Raw genomic sequence first — 15,123 nt, forward strand, 5'->3', positions numbered from 1 at the left:
CATGGAATTCATCGAATATCCCGACCGCGAGATGCTGGCCCTGTCGCTGGCCAACAGGATTGCGGGACAACTGGCCCAGCATCTGCGGATGAATGACCGCGCCAGCCTGTGCGTGCCGGGCGGCACCACGCCCGCGCCGCTTTTCGATACCTTGTCGGGCAGTGATATCGACTGGTCGCGGGTCACCGTTTTCCTGAATGACGAGCGGTGGGTGGATGGCGGGCATAACCGTTCCAACTCGCGGCTTTTGCGGCGGCATCTGCTGCGCGACCGTGCGGCGGGGGCGCAATATCTGGATCTCTATACCGGCGATGCCGGGCCCGAGGATGCGGCGCCGGGCCTGAGCGACCGGATCGCGGATCATTTGCCGATCACGGTTCTGCTTTTGGGGATGGGCAATGACATGCACACCGCCAGCCTGTTTCCGAACCTGCCCGCGACCGAGGCGGCCTTGCAGTCCGACGCGCCTGCGGTCATGGCGGTTCGGGATGCGGGTGATGAGCCGCGCATCACCCTGACCGCGCCCGCGCTGAAACAGGCGATCAGCCTGCATCTGATGATCACCGGCCCCGAAAAACGCCAGGCGCTGGAACGGGCGCGGCAGCTTTCGCCGCTGGAGGCCCCGATCAAGACCTTTCTGAACGGTTTGACGGTACATTGGGCCGAGTGAGGCAGATGACAGACCAGAACGACATTTGGAACCAGTTGATCCGGCACCGCGAGGGGCAGGGCGATACGCGGATCGAGACGCTGTTTGCGCAGGATCCGGCGCGGGCGCAGGGCTTTGCGACCTCGGCACTGGGGATGGTGCTGGACTGGTCCAAGACCACCATCGACGCCGGGGCGCGTGACCTGCTGCTGCAACTGGCCGCCCCGGTTGCTGCGCGCCGTGCGGCGATGTTTGCGGGTGAAAGGATCAATGAAACCGAAGGACGGGCCGTCCTGCATACCGCGTTGCGCAGCCCCGACGGCAGGGTCGAGGTGGACGGGCGCGATATCATGGCGGGTGTGCGCGACACGCTGGCCCATATGCGTGATTTCGCGACCCGCCTGCGTGATGGCAGGTTCACGGGGCAGGGCGGCAGGATCACCGATGTCGTGAATATCGGCATCGGGGGTTCGGATCTGGGGCCTGCGATGGCCGTGCGGGCCCTGGCGCCCCGGCATGACGGGCCGCGCGTGCATTTCGTGTCGAATGTCGACGGCGCCGATATCGCCGATGTGTTGAAACCTCTGGACCCGGAAACGACGCTGGTCATCGTCGCGTCAAAGACCTTTACCACCATCGAGACGATGACCAATGCCGTTACCGCGCGGCGCTGGATGGCGGAAAAGGTCAGGACGCCCGCAGCGCAATTCGCGGCGCTTTCGTCGGCGCAGGGGCGGACGGCGCAATGGGGCATCGACGCCGATCGCGTTTTCGGGTTCGAGGATTGGGTCGGCGGGCGCTATTCGGTCTGGGGACCGATCGGCCTGTCGCTGATGATCGCCATCGGCGCCGATCGTTTCGACGAGTTTCTGGCCGGAGGTGCCGCGATGGACGCGCATTTCCAATCCGCGCCCGTTGCGGAAAACCTGCCCGTCCTGTTGGCGCTGATCGGGATCTGGCATCATCAGATCTGCGGCTATGCGACCCGCGCGGTTCTGCCCTATGACAACCGTCTGGCAAGGCTTCCGGCCTATCTGCAGCAGCTTGAGATGGAATCGAACGGCAAGCGCGTTGCGATGGATGGCAGCGATCTGACCCGCCCTTCGGGACCGGTGGTCTGGGGCGAGCCGGGGACGAACGGCCAGCATGCCTTTTACCAACTGATCCATCAGGGCACGGCGGTCGTGCCTTGCGAATTCATCCTTGCCGCCAAGGGGCACGAGCCGCATCTGGCGCATCATCATCTGCTGCTGGTCGCCAACTGCCTTGCCCAGTCCGAGGCGCTGATGCGCGGCCGCAGCCTTGATCAGGCGCGCGCGCTGATGGCGGAAAAGGGCCTGACCGGGGATGAGCTGGAACGCCAGGCGCGGCACCGGGTCTTTCCGGGCAACCGCCCCTCGACCACCTTGCTGATATCGGAACTGACGCCGCGCACGCTTGGGCAGATCGTCGCGCTGTATGAACACCGCGTCTTTGCCGAGGGGGTCATTCTGGGCATCAACAGCTTTGATCAATGGGGGGTCGAACTGGGCAAGGAACTGGCCTTGCAGGTCGCGCCCCTGCTGGAAGGCAAGGATGTGCCCGGCCACGATCCTTCGACCAATCGGCTGGCGGGGCTGGTGCGGGAGTTGCGCGGCGGCTAGTTGTTCATTTCGCGTGAAACATGGTCGGGGCGAGAGGATTCGAACCTCCGGCCTACGGTACCCAAAACCGTCGCGCTACCAGGCTGCGCTACGCCCCGAACCCGGCTGTCATAGCCGCACCGCGCTGCGGTTGAAAGCGAAAACGCGCGCTACAGTCGCAGGGCGCGCGGGCCGTGCTTTGCGGCAGATCGGGGTGGGCCATGCGCCATGCCGATGCGCGATGCCCCATCCGCGCGGCGTCGCCGCCGGGCACTTCAAGCACCATCAGGCGGTCGGGCGCGCTGTCTCCGGGCAGGTGGCCGGGGATCGAGGTTTCGTCATGGGGGCGGGCGTCCGGATGGATGTGACGCACCACGCCATGCTGATCCAGAAAGATCATATCCAGCGAAATCAGCGTGTTGCGCATCCAGAAGCTGACCGGAGCAGGCGTTTCGTAGATGAACAGCATGCCGCTGCCCCGGGGCAGGTGTTCGCGAAACATCAGGCCGCGGGCACGTTCTCGGGGATCGTCCGCGATCTCGACCCGAACGCTGACCTGCCGCTGGCCATCCGTGAATGTGACCTGATCGGGCCTGCAGGCGACGGCATCCTGCGCGGCAGGCGCCGCTGAAAACAGCAAGGCAAAGATCGCGGCAAGCGAGGTCATGCCAATCCTTCCTCTGATCGGGCCTCTGATCGGGCCTCTGATCGGGCCTTTGATCCGGTCGCGCGGTCAGGCCCATGCTGAACGACCATATGCCGCACAGAGTCGTGCGGCGCCATGGAATTGTGATTCTGAACAGCGGCGGTCAGAGCGCGCCGGCAACCAGACGGGGTTTCAGCAGCAGCGATGCGGCGGCGGCCGAAGGGCGGCTGTCTTCGCCCACGCGATCCCAGCTCAGCACCTGCGCGGCCATCAGGCCACGGCGGCCATCGACCACGCGCAGCGCAATCGCTTCGCCCACGGTCAGATCGGCAAAGCCGCAATGACGCAGAACCTCGATATGCAAAAAGACATCGCCTTTTTGACCGAAGATATTGGCAAAGCCGAAACCCTTGGCCTTGTCGAACCATTTGACGCGGGCCGGCAGCAGGGGCAGCCGCTCGACCTCTTCGGGGGCAGCGCCGCTGAGATCGGCAATCGGGGGCATCTGCCCGCCGGCAGGAGGCTCGATCGACAGAACCTCGACCGCCTGCATGCCGCGCGCGGTCTGCTGGGCGATCACCTCGACCGCGGAGCCGTCGGCAACCGAGCTTTGTCCGAAGTTGCGCAGGACGTTGGCGTGCAAAAGCACGTCGCATTCGCTTTCGTCAGCCGAAGAAAGCCAAAGCCCGTGCTGCATCGAACCATTTTATGACGCCCGCTAATTGGCGTTTCTGACCTTCTAATTCGCTCATTTCCCCATGTTACCCTTAAATGACCGGCAGAGATCCCGGCCGCAACCATTGCCCGGACACTCGGTGCCGCCGACGCGACGATAGCGCGGATACGATAGAGCGCATGGTCAGGTTTTCCTTACCATGAGTTCATTAAGGGCAGGAATCAAGGGCTAAGACGCGATATCTGCCACGAACTTCCTGTAGTATTTTCCGGATCCGCGCCCAAATTGCTGGTTTCGCTGATATATTTATTGTTCACCCAACGAAAGCGATCATGCAGCCGGAACGCTCCGTCACTCCAGAATTCGATCTCTCTGGGGGTGATCCGGTAGCCCCCCCAATGCGGCGGACGTGGGGGATTCAACCCAAGGTTGCTTTTCTGGCGCTCGACCTCGGCGGCCAGCGCATCGCGGCTCTGCAATGGGCGGCTTTGTGCCGATGCCCAGGCCCCGATCCGCGATTCCAGCGGTCTGGATTGATAATATGCGTCGGACAGGGCGCCGTCGACGCGGCTGACATCGCCGCGCAAACGAATCTGCCGGCGCAGGCTTTTCCAGTGCAGGACCACGGCCGCGACGCCGGTTTCCGCGATCTGGGTGGCCTTGGCGCTTTCGTAATTGGTGTAGAACACGAAGGCACCAGAATCGCCCTGGCCCTCGATTTCCTTGAGCAGCACGATGCGGACATCGGGCAGGCCAGAGGCGTCGACCGTCGCCAGCGCCATCGCATTGGGGTCGTTCGGCTCGGTTTTCTCTGCCTCTGCCAGCCAGGCCCGGGCGATCTGAAAGGGGTCGTCGCCCGCGAAAATGCCGTCACGGTCGCTCATTGTGGAAATACTCCTGCCCTTGATGCCCCGACGCAGTTGTCCTAATCCTGCGGAGTTGAAGAAACCGCGAGGGACTGAGAAATGTCAAGCAATGGCGGGTTGGAATTGATGAAGGGCAAACGCGGGCTGATCATGGGCCTTGCGAATGACAAGTCGATCGCCTGGGGAATCGCCAAGGCCCTGGCGGATGCTGGCGCAGAAATTGCCTTTTCCTATCAAGGGGATGCGCTGAAGCGTCGGGTCGAGCCGCTGGCGGCGCAGCTTGGTTCGGATTTCGTCGTTGAATGCGATGTTTCCGATGAGTCGTCGATCGTGGGACTTTTTGACGCGCTGCGCGGGCGTTGGGACAGCATTGATTTCGTCGTTCATGCGATCGGCTTTTCCGACAAGGAACAACTGCGCGGCCGCTATGCCGACACGACGCGCGACAACTTCCTGATGACGATGGATATTTCCGTTTATTCCTTTACCGCGGTCGCGCGCCATGCCGCAGCGATGATGCCGGATGGCGGCGCGATGCTGACGCTGACCTATTACGGCGCCGAACGCGTCATGCCGCATTACAACGTCATGGGCATCGCCAAGGCCGCGCTGGAGGCGTCGGTGCGCTATCTGGCCGAGGATCTGGGCAAGGATGGCATCCGCGTCAACGCAATCTCGGCCGGGCCGATCAAGACGCTGGCCGCCTCGGGGATCGGCGATTTCCGCTATATCCTGAAATGGAACGAGCTGAACTCGCCCCTGCGTCGCAACGTCAATCAGGACGATGTCGGGCGGTCCGCGCTGTATCTGCTGTCGGATCTTGGCAGCGGCGTGACCGGCGAAACGCATCACGTCGATGCGGGCTATCATATCGTCGGCATGAAGGCCGTCGATGCGCCCGATATCGACGCGGCGAGGAAAGACTGAACCTGACGCGCGGCCCCGGTATCGGGGCCGGCATTACACCGGGACATGCGCCCCAGATGAATATCGATCAATTCGCGGCGCTGATCACGGCCCTGTCGCTGGCCATTCTCAGCCCCGGACCCGCCATCATCGCCACCATTCAGGCCGCGTTCAATCACGGGCGCGGCAGGGCCTTGCCCTATGCCCTGGGGTTGGGGGCGGGGGCGGCGCTGTGGTGCCTGTTCGCGCTGGCCGGGCTTGCGGCGGTGTTCCGGCTGCATCCGGCGCTGTTTTCCGCGCTGAAAATCTTTGGCGGGCTGTATCTGTTCTGGTTTGCCTGGGGGTTGTGGCGTGCCTCGATGCAGGACCTGCCCAAGGCTGCGGGCGGCGCCAGCCGGGGCTTCATGGGCGGCATCGCGCTGAACCTGTCGAACCCCAAGCCCGCCCTGTTCTACGCCACCCTGATTCTGTCGGTCTTTCCCGGCGCGCTGAGCCTTGGCCAGCAATCGGTGATCTTTGCCGTCTGTCTGGGGACGGAACTGTTCTGGTATGCGGTCGTCGCAATCGCCATGTCGACAGCGGGGGCAAGGGCGCGTTATTTTTCGGCCAAGACCTGGATCGACCGCGCGGCATCCGTCGCGATGGCGAGCCTTGGCCTGTTGTTGATTCTGGAAACCTTGAAAGGACCGTAAATGACCGACCGCCTGCCACATGAAAGGGGCTTCCATGTCAGCTGGGACCAGCTTCACCGGGATGCGCGGGCGCTGGCGTGGCGGCTTGACGGTCGGGACTGGCGTGCCATCGTCGCGATCACGCGCGGCGGGCTGGTGCCTGCGATGATCGTCGCGCGCGAGCTGGACATCCGCACCATCGACACGATTTCCGTCAAATCCTACAACAAGCAGGAACAGGGCGGGCTGGAGGTTCTGAAATCCCCCGATCCCGCGCTGATGGAGGATGGCGACGGTATTCTGGTCGTGGACGATCTGGTCGATTCCGGGCGCACGCTGGAACTGGTGCGCAATATGTATCCCAAGGCGCATTTCGCCACCGTCTATGCCAAGCCCAAGGGGCGCCCGATGGTGCAGGATTATGTGACCGAGGTCAGTCAGGACACCTGGATCTTTTTTCCCTGGGACATGGCGCTGCAATATGTCGAACCCTATCGCGGCAGCGATTGAGGGCGCAGACAGCATCCCCGACAGGGCGGCCCGCCACGGCCGCCTTTTTCCATCGCGGGGGAGGGGGCGGACAGGTGCGGTCCCGCCCAGGGTGCAAAATTGATCCGGTGGGCAGTTCACCTTGGGCATGCCGCAGGCTAAGCATGGGGCAGAATTGTCTGGAATTTCTTGGTGGAGTGCATTTTGGTGACCGATCGGGACGATAAGCCCGCGCAAGAGCGCGCAGGCAAGGGGAACGGCAAAGCCGCAGGCAAGCACAAGGACGGCCAGAACAAGGGGCGTGGTCAGGCTGCCGACAGAAACCGGGGCCAGAATCGGGGCCAGCAGCGCGACCAGAATCGCATCCGCAAACAGGATCAGGCCGGCGCGCAGGCTGGCGATGCCGAAACCGCGCCCGCCAAGACTGCCGAAAGCAAGGAACAGGCCCGCGCCGCGCGCCGCGCCCTGAACCAGTCGGCCCGCGCCGCCGCCCGCGTCGAACGTCAGGCCGAACGGGCGCAGCGCAAGCAGGAACGGGCCGACCGGAAAGCGGGCAGCGCCGACGACGGCGCAAAGCCTGCGGACAAGAAACGCGACCGGCCGGATGGCGCGGCAAGGGCGGCCGATGCCGGGGGCGCGAAAAGCCCGGCAAGAACCGGAACGGCCAGAACCGGATCGGCGACAAGCAAGCCGTCCGGGGCAAGAAGGACCGGGCCGACAAACCGGGCGCGCGCGGCTTTGTGCCCTTTGTGCCGGTGGCCGATGCCGACCCCGTCCCGGTTGTCGCGGCGCCTCTGGATGATGTCGAAAGCGCGCCCTTCAATATCCTGCTGATTGGTCAGGCCGGTGCGCTGGCCCGGCAGGCGGTGATCTTTGCGGCCAGCCTTCGGATGTTTTCACCCAAATGGCGCGGCCGCCTGATCGTCGCCGAACCCCGGCGAAGGTGCACGGAGCGGCGCATCGACGCGGATGGGCGCGGTCGAACGCGATCTGCTGACGGGGTTCGGTGCGGAAATCCTGCCCTTTACCGCCGTGCATTTCGGGCGCGGCTACCCCTATGGCAACAAGATCGAGGCCCTGTCGCTTCTGCCCGCGGGCGAGCCCTTTGTCTTTTTCGATTCGGACACGATCATCACCGGCCCGCTTGGCCGTTGCGCGATCGATTTCAGCCGCCCGACCGCCTCGATGCGGCGCAGGGGCAGTTGGCCCGAGCCGCCGCTTCACGGGCCGGGCTACAGCGATATCTGGCGTTCGCTCTATGACCGGTTCGGGCTGGATTTCGAAAGCTCGCTGGACCCCGACCAGCCCGACGAACATTGGGAACGCTATCTGTATTTCAACGCAGGCTGGTTTCTGGGCGATGATCCGGCCGAATTCGGCAGGCGTTTTCTGGACTGGTCGCTGGCCCTGCGCAACGAACCGGGCGAGGTGCTGGCCAGCCAGAGCCTTGATCCCTGGCTGGATCAGGCGATCCTGCCGCTGGTCGTCCACGCGCTTGGCGGCGGGCGTCCGGGGCCGGAACTGGATGGTTTCGACAATGGCGTGACCTGCCATTACCGCAATCTTTCGCTGCTTTACGCCCGCAGATCCGACAGGGCCGTCGCCGCGATGGAACGCGTGCTGGACCTGCCCGAACTGCGCCCGCTGGTGCAGCAGGATGCAGGCTATGACAAGCTGGTCCGCGAGGGCGCGGGCGGGGCCTGATCCGCCCGATTTTCGCGGGCAAGCCTTTGCCCAGCAAGGAAAAGGCGATCCGGCAAGAGCTGAAGAAACAGGGGTTGTGGTTCGGCCGCTGATGTCGTGGGCCAGAGCGGTTGCGGACAGAGCGGTCGCGGCCAAAGCGGTTGCGGCCAGAGCGGTCGCGGTGCCGCAAACCGCTCTGCCCGCCGCGATCAGTTCAGATAGGGGCGCAGGCAGTCCTGCTTCGACCAATCGGCGAACCATGCGTCAAACAGGGCAAGCTGCGCCTCGATGAACCCCTGCTGACTGGGGGACAGCGCATCGGTTGCGTTGAAATGCAGCGCATATTCGGCGTGGCCCTTCAACACCATCATATGTTTGAAGAACAGGACCAGATCCGGCCCGGCATCGACCGTCGCCAGAACCTGCAGCGCATCGTCCAGTTCCCTGGCCAGCCGGCGCGCGGTCGCATCGCCCTTAGCCGCTGCACGGCTGAGCGCGCTCAGCAGCAAGACCTCGCGCGGCAGGACGCAGCCGATGCCGGTGATCGCGCCCTTGGCGCCGCAGTTGACGAAGCCGTGGTACGACGGCGGTATCGACGCCGATCATCAGCGTTACGCCGTCATCGCTTGCTGGTGATATGTCTCGGCGGCGTAGCGACAGGTCGGCATTGCCGCCGAATTCCTTGAAGCCGACCAGGTTCGGATGTTCGGCGCGCAGGGCGAAGAACAGATCCGCCCGCGTCGCAAAGCCGTAATAGGGGCTGTTGTAGATCACGGCGGGCAGGTCGGGGGCGCCGGACAGGATCGCCTTGAAATGTTCGCGCTGCGCGGCGATGACGCTGCCGCGCGACAGGACGCGCGGGATGACCATCAGCCCATGGGCGCCGGCCTTTCGGGCATGGGCGGCATGTTCGACCGCGATGCGGGTGTTGACCGCGCCGGTGCCGACGATGACCGGCACGCCGGCGTCGACCAGACGCGCGACGCCCTCCATCCGCTCGGCATCGGTCAGCAGCGGCCAGTCCCCCATCGAGCCGCAATAGACGACCGCCGACATGCCATCGGCGATCAGCTTCTTGCCCATGCGCACCAGCGCGTCGAAATCGGGGCGGCGGTCGGCGGTGCAGGGGGTCATCAGCGCCGGGATGGTGCCGGAAAAGATATCGGATTGCATCGGATCCTCATGAGATGGCGGTCGTGTTGTCCGAAATAATACTTGTTGCATTTTGTTTGTCGACATAAATTTGCGACATGCCGGATCGCATCGCGCATGGCTGCGCGCCCGGCGCCGCAAGGGTGCCGGGATTGGTCGGAATGAGAGAGGGGGGGGCGGGGCGGCGGCGATACCGCCGCAGCCTACCAGCGGCGGCCGGTCACGCCTTCGATCGGGCGGGGCGGGACGGGTTGCGTGACCAGATGGCTTTTGCGGCGCTCGTAAAAGGCATTGCCGCCCGTCACCAGGACATAGTGCATATTGTCATAGCGAAAGCGGTGCCCGGCGGTGTGAAAGAACATCGCATTCTGGATATAGGGGTGGCGTTCGCCGCGCAGGACCGAGCGTGCCGCCTCGCGGACCATCGGCACGGATCGGTCGTTCATCTTTTTCGACATGATGCCCGGCGCGAATTGCCCGCGCTGGCCGACGACGCCGCAGACGGAACGCGGATATTGACCCGATTGCACGCGATTCATCACGACGCTGCCGACCGCCACCATGCCGTCGCGGCTGGAGCGGTTGGATTCGAAATACATCGCGCGTTCCATGCAATCCTGTTCGGAATGTCGCCCGATGCCGCAGCCGCTCAGCACGAAAAGCGCCGTGGCGCAGATCGCGGCGATGCGCAATTTCACCCTGGGATTAGCCATCACTGCCCTTTCCCCGCTGATCGCGGGTTCTTGTTTCTTGGGGGCAGGATATCATCCGGGGCAGGGTGGCGGCAATCGGGCATGGCGACATGGGCCGGATCCTGCGCGGCGGGCCGGCCGTTCAGGCCCTGGAAAGCGCGATCAGCCTTTCGCGCAGGCGCAGGGCCAGCGGCGTCAGCGGGCGGCGGCGCAGGTCCAGCAGGTAATAGGGCGGCACGCGGATGTCGTGGGGGATGCGCAGGATCACGAAACCCGCGCCGATCGGCGGGCGGATCAGCAGTTGCGCGACCTCGTCCGACAGGGGCGCCACCGCATCGCTGCCCGCGATATAGGCGAGCGTCAGCAGGACCGAGGGGCTGTTGATGACATTCGCGGGTTCCGTCAGGCCAAGGCCGGCGAAGGCCGACAGCGTCGCTTCGCGGATCGGCGCGCCGCGCTGCTGGATGATCCATTCATAGCCGTGCAATTCCGTCAGCGTGACACTGGGCGACCGCGCCAGCGGGTGCTGGCCGCGCACCAGCAGGCTGACCTTTTCATCGCTCATCGGCAGGATGTTGAAGGCCTGAACATCGAATTCCGGCAGGATGCGGCCAATCGCCAGATCCAGTTCCCCCGCCGTCAGCAGGGTCAGCAGATCGCGCGAGGGCATGGCGTCGATGGTGATATCCGCGTCCGGCGCCTGTTGCTTGATGTCGCGCACCGCGCGGACCAGCAGGCGCACGGCGGGGCCGGTGACGGCGCCGACGCGGACCGAACCCGCGAAACCGCTGTGCAGGTTCTGCAGATCGGTCGCCATGCTGGTCATCTCGCGCAGGATGACGCGGGCGCGGCGCAGGACGGTCCGGCAGGTCTCGGTCGGTTCCATCCCCTTGGGCTGGCGCAGGAACAGCGGCCCGCCGACCTGACGCTCGATCTCGCCCAGCATGCGCGAGGCGGCGGGCTGCGTCATGCCAAGCGTCACCGCAGCCGATTGCAACTGTCCCTGATCGGCGATTTCCCGCACCAGCGCCAGCCAGGCGGGCTTGAGCATCAGGCGGGCGGCAGGTTTCGACATATCAATTTCGCTATGCAGATTGGCATATTTATCATTTTACCATGATGTTGTTCCAAAGCTATCACTTTCGGGCCGGAGAGGCGGCAACAGGATCGGGAACAGCCCCAGAGAGGCGCGTTTCCAGGGGAGGATAGGATGAAACTCAAGCTCGCTACCGCGGCGCTGGCCATTGGCGCGTCGTTCATGGGTTTTGGCGCCATGGCCGAAACCATCGGGATCGCCATGCCGACGAAATCATCGGCCCGCTGGATCTCGGACGGGAATTCGATGGTCGAACAGTTCAAGGCCGCAGGCTATGACACCGACCTGCAATATGCCGAGGACGATATCCCGAACCAGCTGGCCCAGATCGAAAACATGATCACCAAGGGCGTCGACGTGCTGGTCATCGCGGCCATCGACGGCACCACCCTGTCGAATGCGCTGGAAAACGCGGCGGCGGCGGATATCAGGGTCGTGGCCTATGACCGGCTGATCCGCGACAGCGGCAATGTCGACTATTACGCGACCTTTGACAATTTCAAGGTCGGCGTCCTGCAGGCGACCAGCCTTGTCGATGGTCTGAAAGCGCGCTTTCCCGATGTGAAACCGTGGAATGTCGAACTGTTCGGCGGCTCGCCCGACGACAACAACGCCTATTTCTTCTATGATGGGGCGATGTCGGTCCTGCAGCCGCTGATCGACGACGGTTCCATCGTGATCGGCTCGGGCCAGACCGGCATGGACAAGGTCGGCACCCTGCGTTGGGATGGCGCGGTGGCGCAGTCGCGGATGGATAACCTGCTGTCGGCGAATTACACCGACAAGCAGGTGCAGGGCGTGCTGTCGCCCTATGACGGGCTGTCGATCGGCATCCTGTCGTCGCTGAAGGGCGTGGGCTATGGCTCTGGCGATCTGGCGATGCCGATTGTGACCGGTCAGGACGCCGAGGTGCCTTCGGTCAAGTCGATCCTCGCGGAGGAACAATATTCCACGATCTTCAAGGATACCCGCGAACTGGCCCGCGTCACCGTCGGCATGGTCGATGCCCTGCTGAAAGGCAGCGAGCCGGAAATCAACGACACCGAAACCTATGACAACGGCGTCAAGGTCGTGCCGTCCTACCTGCTGGAGCCTGTCACGGTCGATGCGTCGAACTGGGAAAGCGTGCTGATCGATTTGGGCTATTACACCGCCGATCAGGTGAAATGATCGCCTTGCGCGGGGCGGTTCGGCCGCTCCGCGCGCAAATGCGCAAGGACGCATCCCAGGTTCCAAAAGGAAAACCCCAGATGACTGCGCTTCTGGAAATGCGCCGGATCGGTAAAAGCTTTCCCGGCGTCAAGGCACTGGATCAGGTCAATCTGGTCGTGCAGAGCGGCGAAATCCACGCGATCTGCGGCGAAAACGGCGCCGGAAAATCGACCCTGATGAAGGTGCTGTCGGGGGTCTATCCCCATGGCAGCTATGACGGCGATATCGTCTTTGACGGTCAGACCGCGCAATTCCGCTCGATCCGCGACAGCGAGGATCTGGGCATCATCATCATCCATCAGGAACTGGCGCTGGTGCCGCTGCTGTCGATTGCCGAAAACATCTTTCTGGGCAATGAACGCGCCGCGCGGGGCGTCATCGACTGGCCCGAAACCTTCCGCCAGACCGAAAGCCTGCTGGCCAAGGTGGGCTTGCGCGAGGCGCCGGGCACCCCCGTCGAATCCCTGGGCATCGGCAAGCAGCAACTGGTCGAAATCGCCAAGGCGCTGTCGAAAAACGTCCGCCTGCTGATCCTGGACGAACCGACGGCGGCGCTGTCGGAATCCGACAGCCAGGCGCTGCTGACGCTGCTGCTGGAACTGAAATCGCAGGGCGTCACCTCGATCATCATCAGCCACAAGCTGAACGAGGTCCGCCGCGTCGCCGACCGCGTGACCGTGATCCGCGACGGCTCGACCATTTCCACCATCGACGCCCATGCCGAACCGATCACCGAGGACCGCATCGTCCGCGACATGGTCGGCCGCGACATGGCCAGCCGCTACCCCGACCGGACCCGCCGCGCGGGCGAAACCGTGATCGAGGTCAGGGGCTGGAACGTCTTTCACCCCGAACACCGCGACCGTCAGACCATCCGCGACCTGTCCTTTCACATCCGCGCGGGCGAGGTGCTGGGCATCGCCGGGCTGATGGGCGCGGGCCGCACCGAACTGGCGATGAGCCTGTTCGGCCGGTCATGGGGACGGGGGATCTCGGGTGAGGTGCTGATCCATGGCAAGCCCGCCGATCTGTCCAGCGTGCCCGCCGCGATCGACGCGGGGCTGGCCTATGTGACCGAGGACCGCAAATCCCTGGGCCTGATCCTTGACGATGTGATTGCCCGCAACACGACGCTGGCGCATCTGCCCGGCATTTCCGTCGGCGGCATCATTGACAATGCCCGCGAAACCGAGGTGGCCGAACGCTATCGCAAATCGTTGCGCATCCGCACGCCATCGGTGCATCAGCGTGTCGTCAACCTGTCGGGCGGCAACCAGCAAAAGGTCGTTCTGGCCAAATGGCTGTTCACCAGCCCCGAGGTCCTGATCCTGGACGAACCGACGCGCGGCATCGACGTCGGCGCGAAATATGAAATCTACAACATCATCAACGAACTCAGCGCGGCGGGCAAGGCGATCCTGATGATCTCGTCGGAAATGCCCGAACTTCTGGGCATGTGCGACCGCATCTGCGTGATGAACGAGGGCACATTCGTCGGCGAATTCCCGGCGGCCGAGGCGACGCAGGAACGCATCATGTCGCTGATCGTGCAGGAATAGGGGGCAGGAATGAGCCAGACGACCACAACCCCGCAGGCCGCGCCCGGCATCGGCGGCTATCTGACGAAACACATGCGCGACTATGGCCTGTTGCTGGCGCTGATCGCGATCATGGTGTTTTTCCAGATCGTCACCGACGGCACGCTGCTGCGGCCCGTGAACATCACCAACCTGTTCTTGCAAAACAGCTATATCATCATCATGGCGCTTGGCATGCTGATGGTCATCGTCAGCGGCCATATCGACCTGTCGGTGGGTTCCGTCATGGGCTTCATCGGCGCCTTTGCCGCCGTGCTGATCGTGACATGGGGGCTGCCCGTCGCGGTGGCCGTGCCGCTGTGCCTGATCGCGGGCATGGCCATCGGCGCGGTTCAGGGCTATTTCATCGCCTATTGGAAAATCCCGTCATTCATCGTCACGCTGGCGGGGATGCTGGTCTTTCGCGGCTTGTCGCTGTGGCTGCTGGAAGGGCAGTCGGTCGGGCCTTTCCCGCGCAGTTTCCAACTGCTGTCCACCGGTTTTGTGCCCGATATCTTCGGCATCGGCAAACCGAATGCGGTTGCGCTGGCGGCGGGCGTCATCGCCTCGGCCGTGATGATCTGGACGGGGCTGCGCGCCCGCGCCAGCAATGCCCGCTACGGGATCGAGGATGAACCCTCGGGCCTGTTCTGGCTGCGCAACCTGATCGTGGCGGCGGCGCTGTTGTTTGTGACATGGAAACTGGCGTGGTTCCGTGGCCTGCCGAACGTGCTGATTTCCATGGTGATCCTGACGGTGATCTATGTCTTTCTGACCGAACGCACCACCATCGGCCGCCGCATCTATGCCGTCGGCGGCAATGAAAAGGCCGCGAAACTGTCGGGCATCCGCACCGAACGGCTGACCTTTCTGGCTTTCGTCAACATGGGGCTGCTGGCGGCGCTGGCCGGGCTGGTCTTTGCCGCGCGGCTGAACACCGCGACGCCCAAGGCCGGTTTCGGGGTCGAGCTGGACGTGATCGCGGCGGTGTTCATCGGGGGCGCGTCCATGTCTGGCGGGTCCGGCAAGGTGATCGGCGCGGTGGTCGGCGCCTTTATCATGGGCGTGATGAACAACGGCATGTCGATCCTTGGCATCGGCATTGACTACCAACAGGTCATCAAGGGGCTGGTGCTGCTCGCCGCCGTATTCTTCGACGTCTACAACAAACGCAAAGAGGGCTGAC

At 63.9% G+C, this 15,123-nt stretch carries 15 protein-coding genes, 1 tRNA gene and 1 pseudogene; 10 read left to right on the top strand and 7 right to left on the bottom strand.

Annotated elements, in window-relative coordinates:
- Position 1: 1 nt before the first annotated feature.
- On the top strand, positions 2 to 670 hold the full coding sequence (gene pgl, locus PE067_RS08965) for a 6-phosphogluconolactonase (protein WP_276189508.1): 669 nt from the start codon (positions 2 to 4) through the stop codon (positions 668 to 670).
- 5 nt (positions 671 to 675) lie between these two features.
- A complete protein-coding gene (gene pgi, locus PE067_RS08970; RefSeq protein ID WP_276189016.1) occupies positions 676 to 2,292 on the top strand; it encodes a glucose-6-phosphate isomerase in 1,617 nt (538 codons plus the stop codon).
- Positions 2,293 to 2,313: 21 nt separating this feature from the next.
- Here the strand turns inward: pgi and PE067_RS08975 are convergent.
- The 4 genes from PE067_RS08975 to pdxH all read right to left on the bottom strand — a co-directional run bounded on the left by PE067_RS08975 (position 2,314) and on the right by pdxH (position 4,477).
- Positions 2,314 to 2,390: transfer RNA gene (locus tag PE067_RS08975), tRNA-Pro, on the bottom strand.
- Positions 2,381 to 2,938 (bottom strand): DUF192 domain-containing protein, encoded by a 558-nt coding sequence (locus PE067_RS08980; protein ID WP_276189018.1) that lies wholly within the window; start codon positions 2,936 to 2,938, stop codon positions 2,381 to 2,383. Before PE067_RS08980 ends, PE067_RS08975 begins: the two co-directional genes overlap by 10 nt.
- A gap of 142 nt (positions 2,939 to 3,080) precedes the next feature.
- Positions 3,081 to 3,614, bottom strand: coding sequence for a cold shock domain-containing protein (locus tag PE067_RS08985; RefSeq protein ID WP_346429674.1), 534 nt, complete (start codon positions 3,612 to 3,614; stop codon positions 3,081 to 3,083).
- Between the two features lie 200 nt (positions 3,615 to 3,814).
- Positions 3,815 to 4,477 (bottom strand): pyridoxamine 5'-phosphate oxidase, encoded by a 663-nt coding sequence (pdxH, locus tag PE067_RS08990; RefSeq protein WP_276189020.1) that lies wholly within the window; start codon positions 4,475 to 4,477, stop codon positions 3,815 to 3,817.
- Between the two features lie 81 nt (positions 4,478 to 4,558).
- On the opposite strand from pdxH, the gene fabI reads away from it, so the two are divergent.
- The 5 genes from fabI to PE067_RS09015 all read left to right on the top strand — a co-directional run bounded on the left by fabI (position 4,559) and on the right by PE067_RS09015 (position 8,229).
- A complete protein-coding gene (gene fabI, locus PE067_RS08995; RefSeq protein WP_276189023.1) occupies positions 4,559 to 5,386 on the top strand; it encodes an enoyl-ACP reductase FabI in 828 nt (275 codons plus the stop codon).
- A 56-nt stretch (positions 5,387 to 5,442) separates the two neighbouring features.
- Complete coding sequence (locus PE067_RS09000; protein WP_276189025.1) at positions 5,443 to 6,057, top strand: LysE family translocator; 615 nt, start codon at positions 5,443 to 5,445, stop codon at positions 6,055 to 6,057.
- Positions 6,058 to 6,546: a xanthine phosphoribosyltransferase gene (gene gpt, locus PE067_RS09005; RefSeq protein WP_276189027.1), complete on the top strand. Its 489-nt coding sequence runs from the start codon at positions 6,058 to 6,060 to the stop codon at positions 6,544 to 6,546.
- A 186-nt stretch (positions 6,547 to 6,732) separates the two neighbouring features.
- On the top strand, positions 6,733 to 7,359 hold the full coding sequence (locus PE067_RS09010) for a hypothetical protein (RefSeq protein WP_276189029.1): 627 nt from the start codon (positions 6,733 to 6,735) through the stop codon (positions 7,357 to 7,359).
- A 135-nt stretch (positions 7,360 to 7,494) separates the two neighbouring features.
- On the top strand, positions 7,495 to 8,229 hold the full coding sequence (locus PE067_RS09015; RefSeq protein ID WP_346429675.1) for a hypothetical protein: 735 nt from the start codon (positions 7,495 to 7,497) through the stop codon (positions 8,227 to 8,229).
- A gap of 188 nt (positions 8,230 to 8,417) precedes the next feature.
- Here PE067_RS09015 and PE067_RS09020 read toward each other — a convergent pair.
- From PE067_RS09020 to PE067_RS09030, 3 genes and pseudogenes are all read right to left on the bottom strand, one after another.
- Positions 8,418 to 9,381: pseudogene (locus PE067_RS09020) on the bottom strand (dihydrodipicolinate synthase family protein).
- Positions 9,382 to 9,563: 182 nt separating this feature from the next.
- Positions 9,564 to 10,073, bottom strand: coding sequence for a cell wall hydrolase (locus PE067_RS09025; protein ID WP_276189031.1), 510 nt, complete (start codon positions 10,071 to 10,073; stop codon positions 9,564 to 9,566).
- 121 nt (positions 10,074 to 10,194) lie between these two features.
- A complete protein-coding gene (locus tag PE067_RS09030) occupies positions 10,195 to 11,127 on the bottom strand; it encodes a LysR family transcriptional regulator (RefSeq protein WP_276189033.1) in 933 nt (310 codons plus the stop codon).
- Positions 11,128 to 11,262: 135 nt separating this feature from the next.
- Here PE067_RS09030 and chvE point away from each other — a divergent pair, with 135 nt between their 5' ends.
- The 3 genes from chvE to mmsB all read left to right on the top strand — a co-directional run bounded on the left by chvE (position 11,263) and on the right by mmsB (position 15,122).
- A complete protein-coding gene (chvE, locus tag PE067_RS09035) occupies positions 11,263 to 12,318 on the top strand; it encodes a multiple monosaccharide ABC transporter substrate-binding protein (protein WP_276189035.1) in 1,056 nt (351 codons plus the stop codon).
- Positions 12,319 to 12,398: 80 nt separating this feature from the next.
- On the top strand, positions 12,399 to 13,919 hold the full coding sequence (gene mmsA, locus PE067_RS09040) for a multiple monosaccharide ABC transporter ATP-binding protein (RefSeq protein WP_276189037.1): 1,521 nt from the start codon (positions 12,399 to 12,401) through the stop codon (positions 13,917 to 13,919).
- Positions 13,920 to 13,928: 9 nt separating this feature from the next.
- Positions 13,929 to 15,122, top strand: a complete 1,194-nt coding sequence (gene mmsB, locus PE067_RS09045; RefSeq protein ID WP_276189039.1) for a multiple monosaccharide ABC transporter permease — start codon at positions 13,929 to 13,931, stop codon at positions 15,120 to 15,122.
- Position 15,123 lies beyond the last annotated feature (1 nt).

The organism is Paracoccus sp. DMF-8 (genome assembly GCF_029309835.1).
Classification (GTDB): Bacteria; Pseudomonadota; Alphaproteobacteria; order Rhodobacterales; family Rhodobacteraceae; genus Paracoccus.

Excerpts from the sequence above, each read along its gene's own strand:
- PE067_RS08980 (WP_276189018.1), bottom strand. The coding sequence starts at position 2,938 with ATGACCTCGCTTGCCGCGATCTTTGCCTTGCTGTTTTCAGCGGCGCCT.
- PE067_RS09000 (WP_276189025.1), top strand. The coding sequence starts at position 5,443 with ATGAATATCGATCAATTCGCGGCGCTGATCACGGCCCTGTCGCTGGCC.
- pdxH (WP_276189020.1), bottom strand. The coding sequence starts at position 4,477 with ATGAGCGACCGTGACGGCATTTTCGCGGGCGACGACCCCTTTCAGATC.
- chvE (WP_276189035.1), top strand. The coding sequence starts at position 11,263 with ATGAAACTCAAGCTCGCTACCGCGGCGCTGGCCATTGGCGCGTCGTTC.
- pgi (WP_276189016.1), top strand. The coding sequence starts at position 676 with ATGACAGACCAGAACGACATTTGGAACCAGTTGATCCGGCACCGCGAG.
- pgl (WP_276189508.1), top strand. The coding sequence starts at position 2 with ATGGAATTCATCGAATATCCCGACCGCGAGATGCTGGCCCTGTCGCTG.
- PE067_RS08985 (WP_346429674.1), bottom strand. The coding sequence starts at position 3,614 with ATGCAGCACGGGCTTTGGCTTTCTTCGGCTGACGAAAGCGAATGCGAC.
- mmsB (WP_276189039.1), top strand. The coding sequence starts at position 13,929 with ATGAGCCAGACGACCACAACCCCGCAGGCCGCGCCCGGCATCGGCGGC.
- mmsA (WP_276189037.1), top strand. The coding sequence starts at position 12,399 with ATGACTGCGCTTCTGGAAATGCGCCGGATCGGTAAAAGCTTTCCCGGC.
- fabI (WP_276189023.1), top strand. The coding sequence starts at position 4,559 with ATGTCAAGCAATGGCGGGTTGGAATTGATGAAGGGCAAACGCGGGCTG.
- gpt (WP_276189027.1), top strand. The coding sequence starts at position 6,058 with ATGACCGACCGCCTGCCACATGAAAGGGGCTTCCATGTCAGCTGGGAC.
- PE067_RS09030 (WP_276189033.1), bottom strand. The coding sequence starts at position 11,127 with ATGTCGAAACCTGCCGCCCGCCTGATGCTCAAGCCCGCCTGGCTGGCG.
- PE067_RS09015 (WP_346429675.1), top strand. The coding sequence starts at position 7,495 with ATGGGCGCGGTCGAACGCGATCTGCTGACGGGGTTCGGTGCGGAAATC.
- PE067_RS09025 (WP_276189031.1), bottom strand. The coding sequence starts at position 10,073 with ATGGCTAATCCCAGGGTGAAATTGCGCATCGCCGCGATCTGCGCCACG.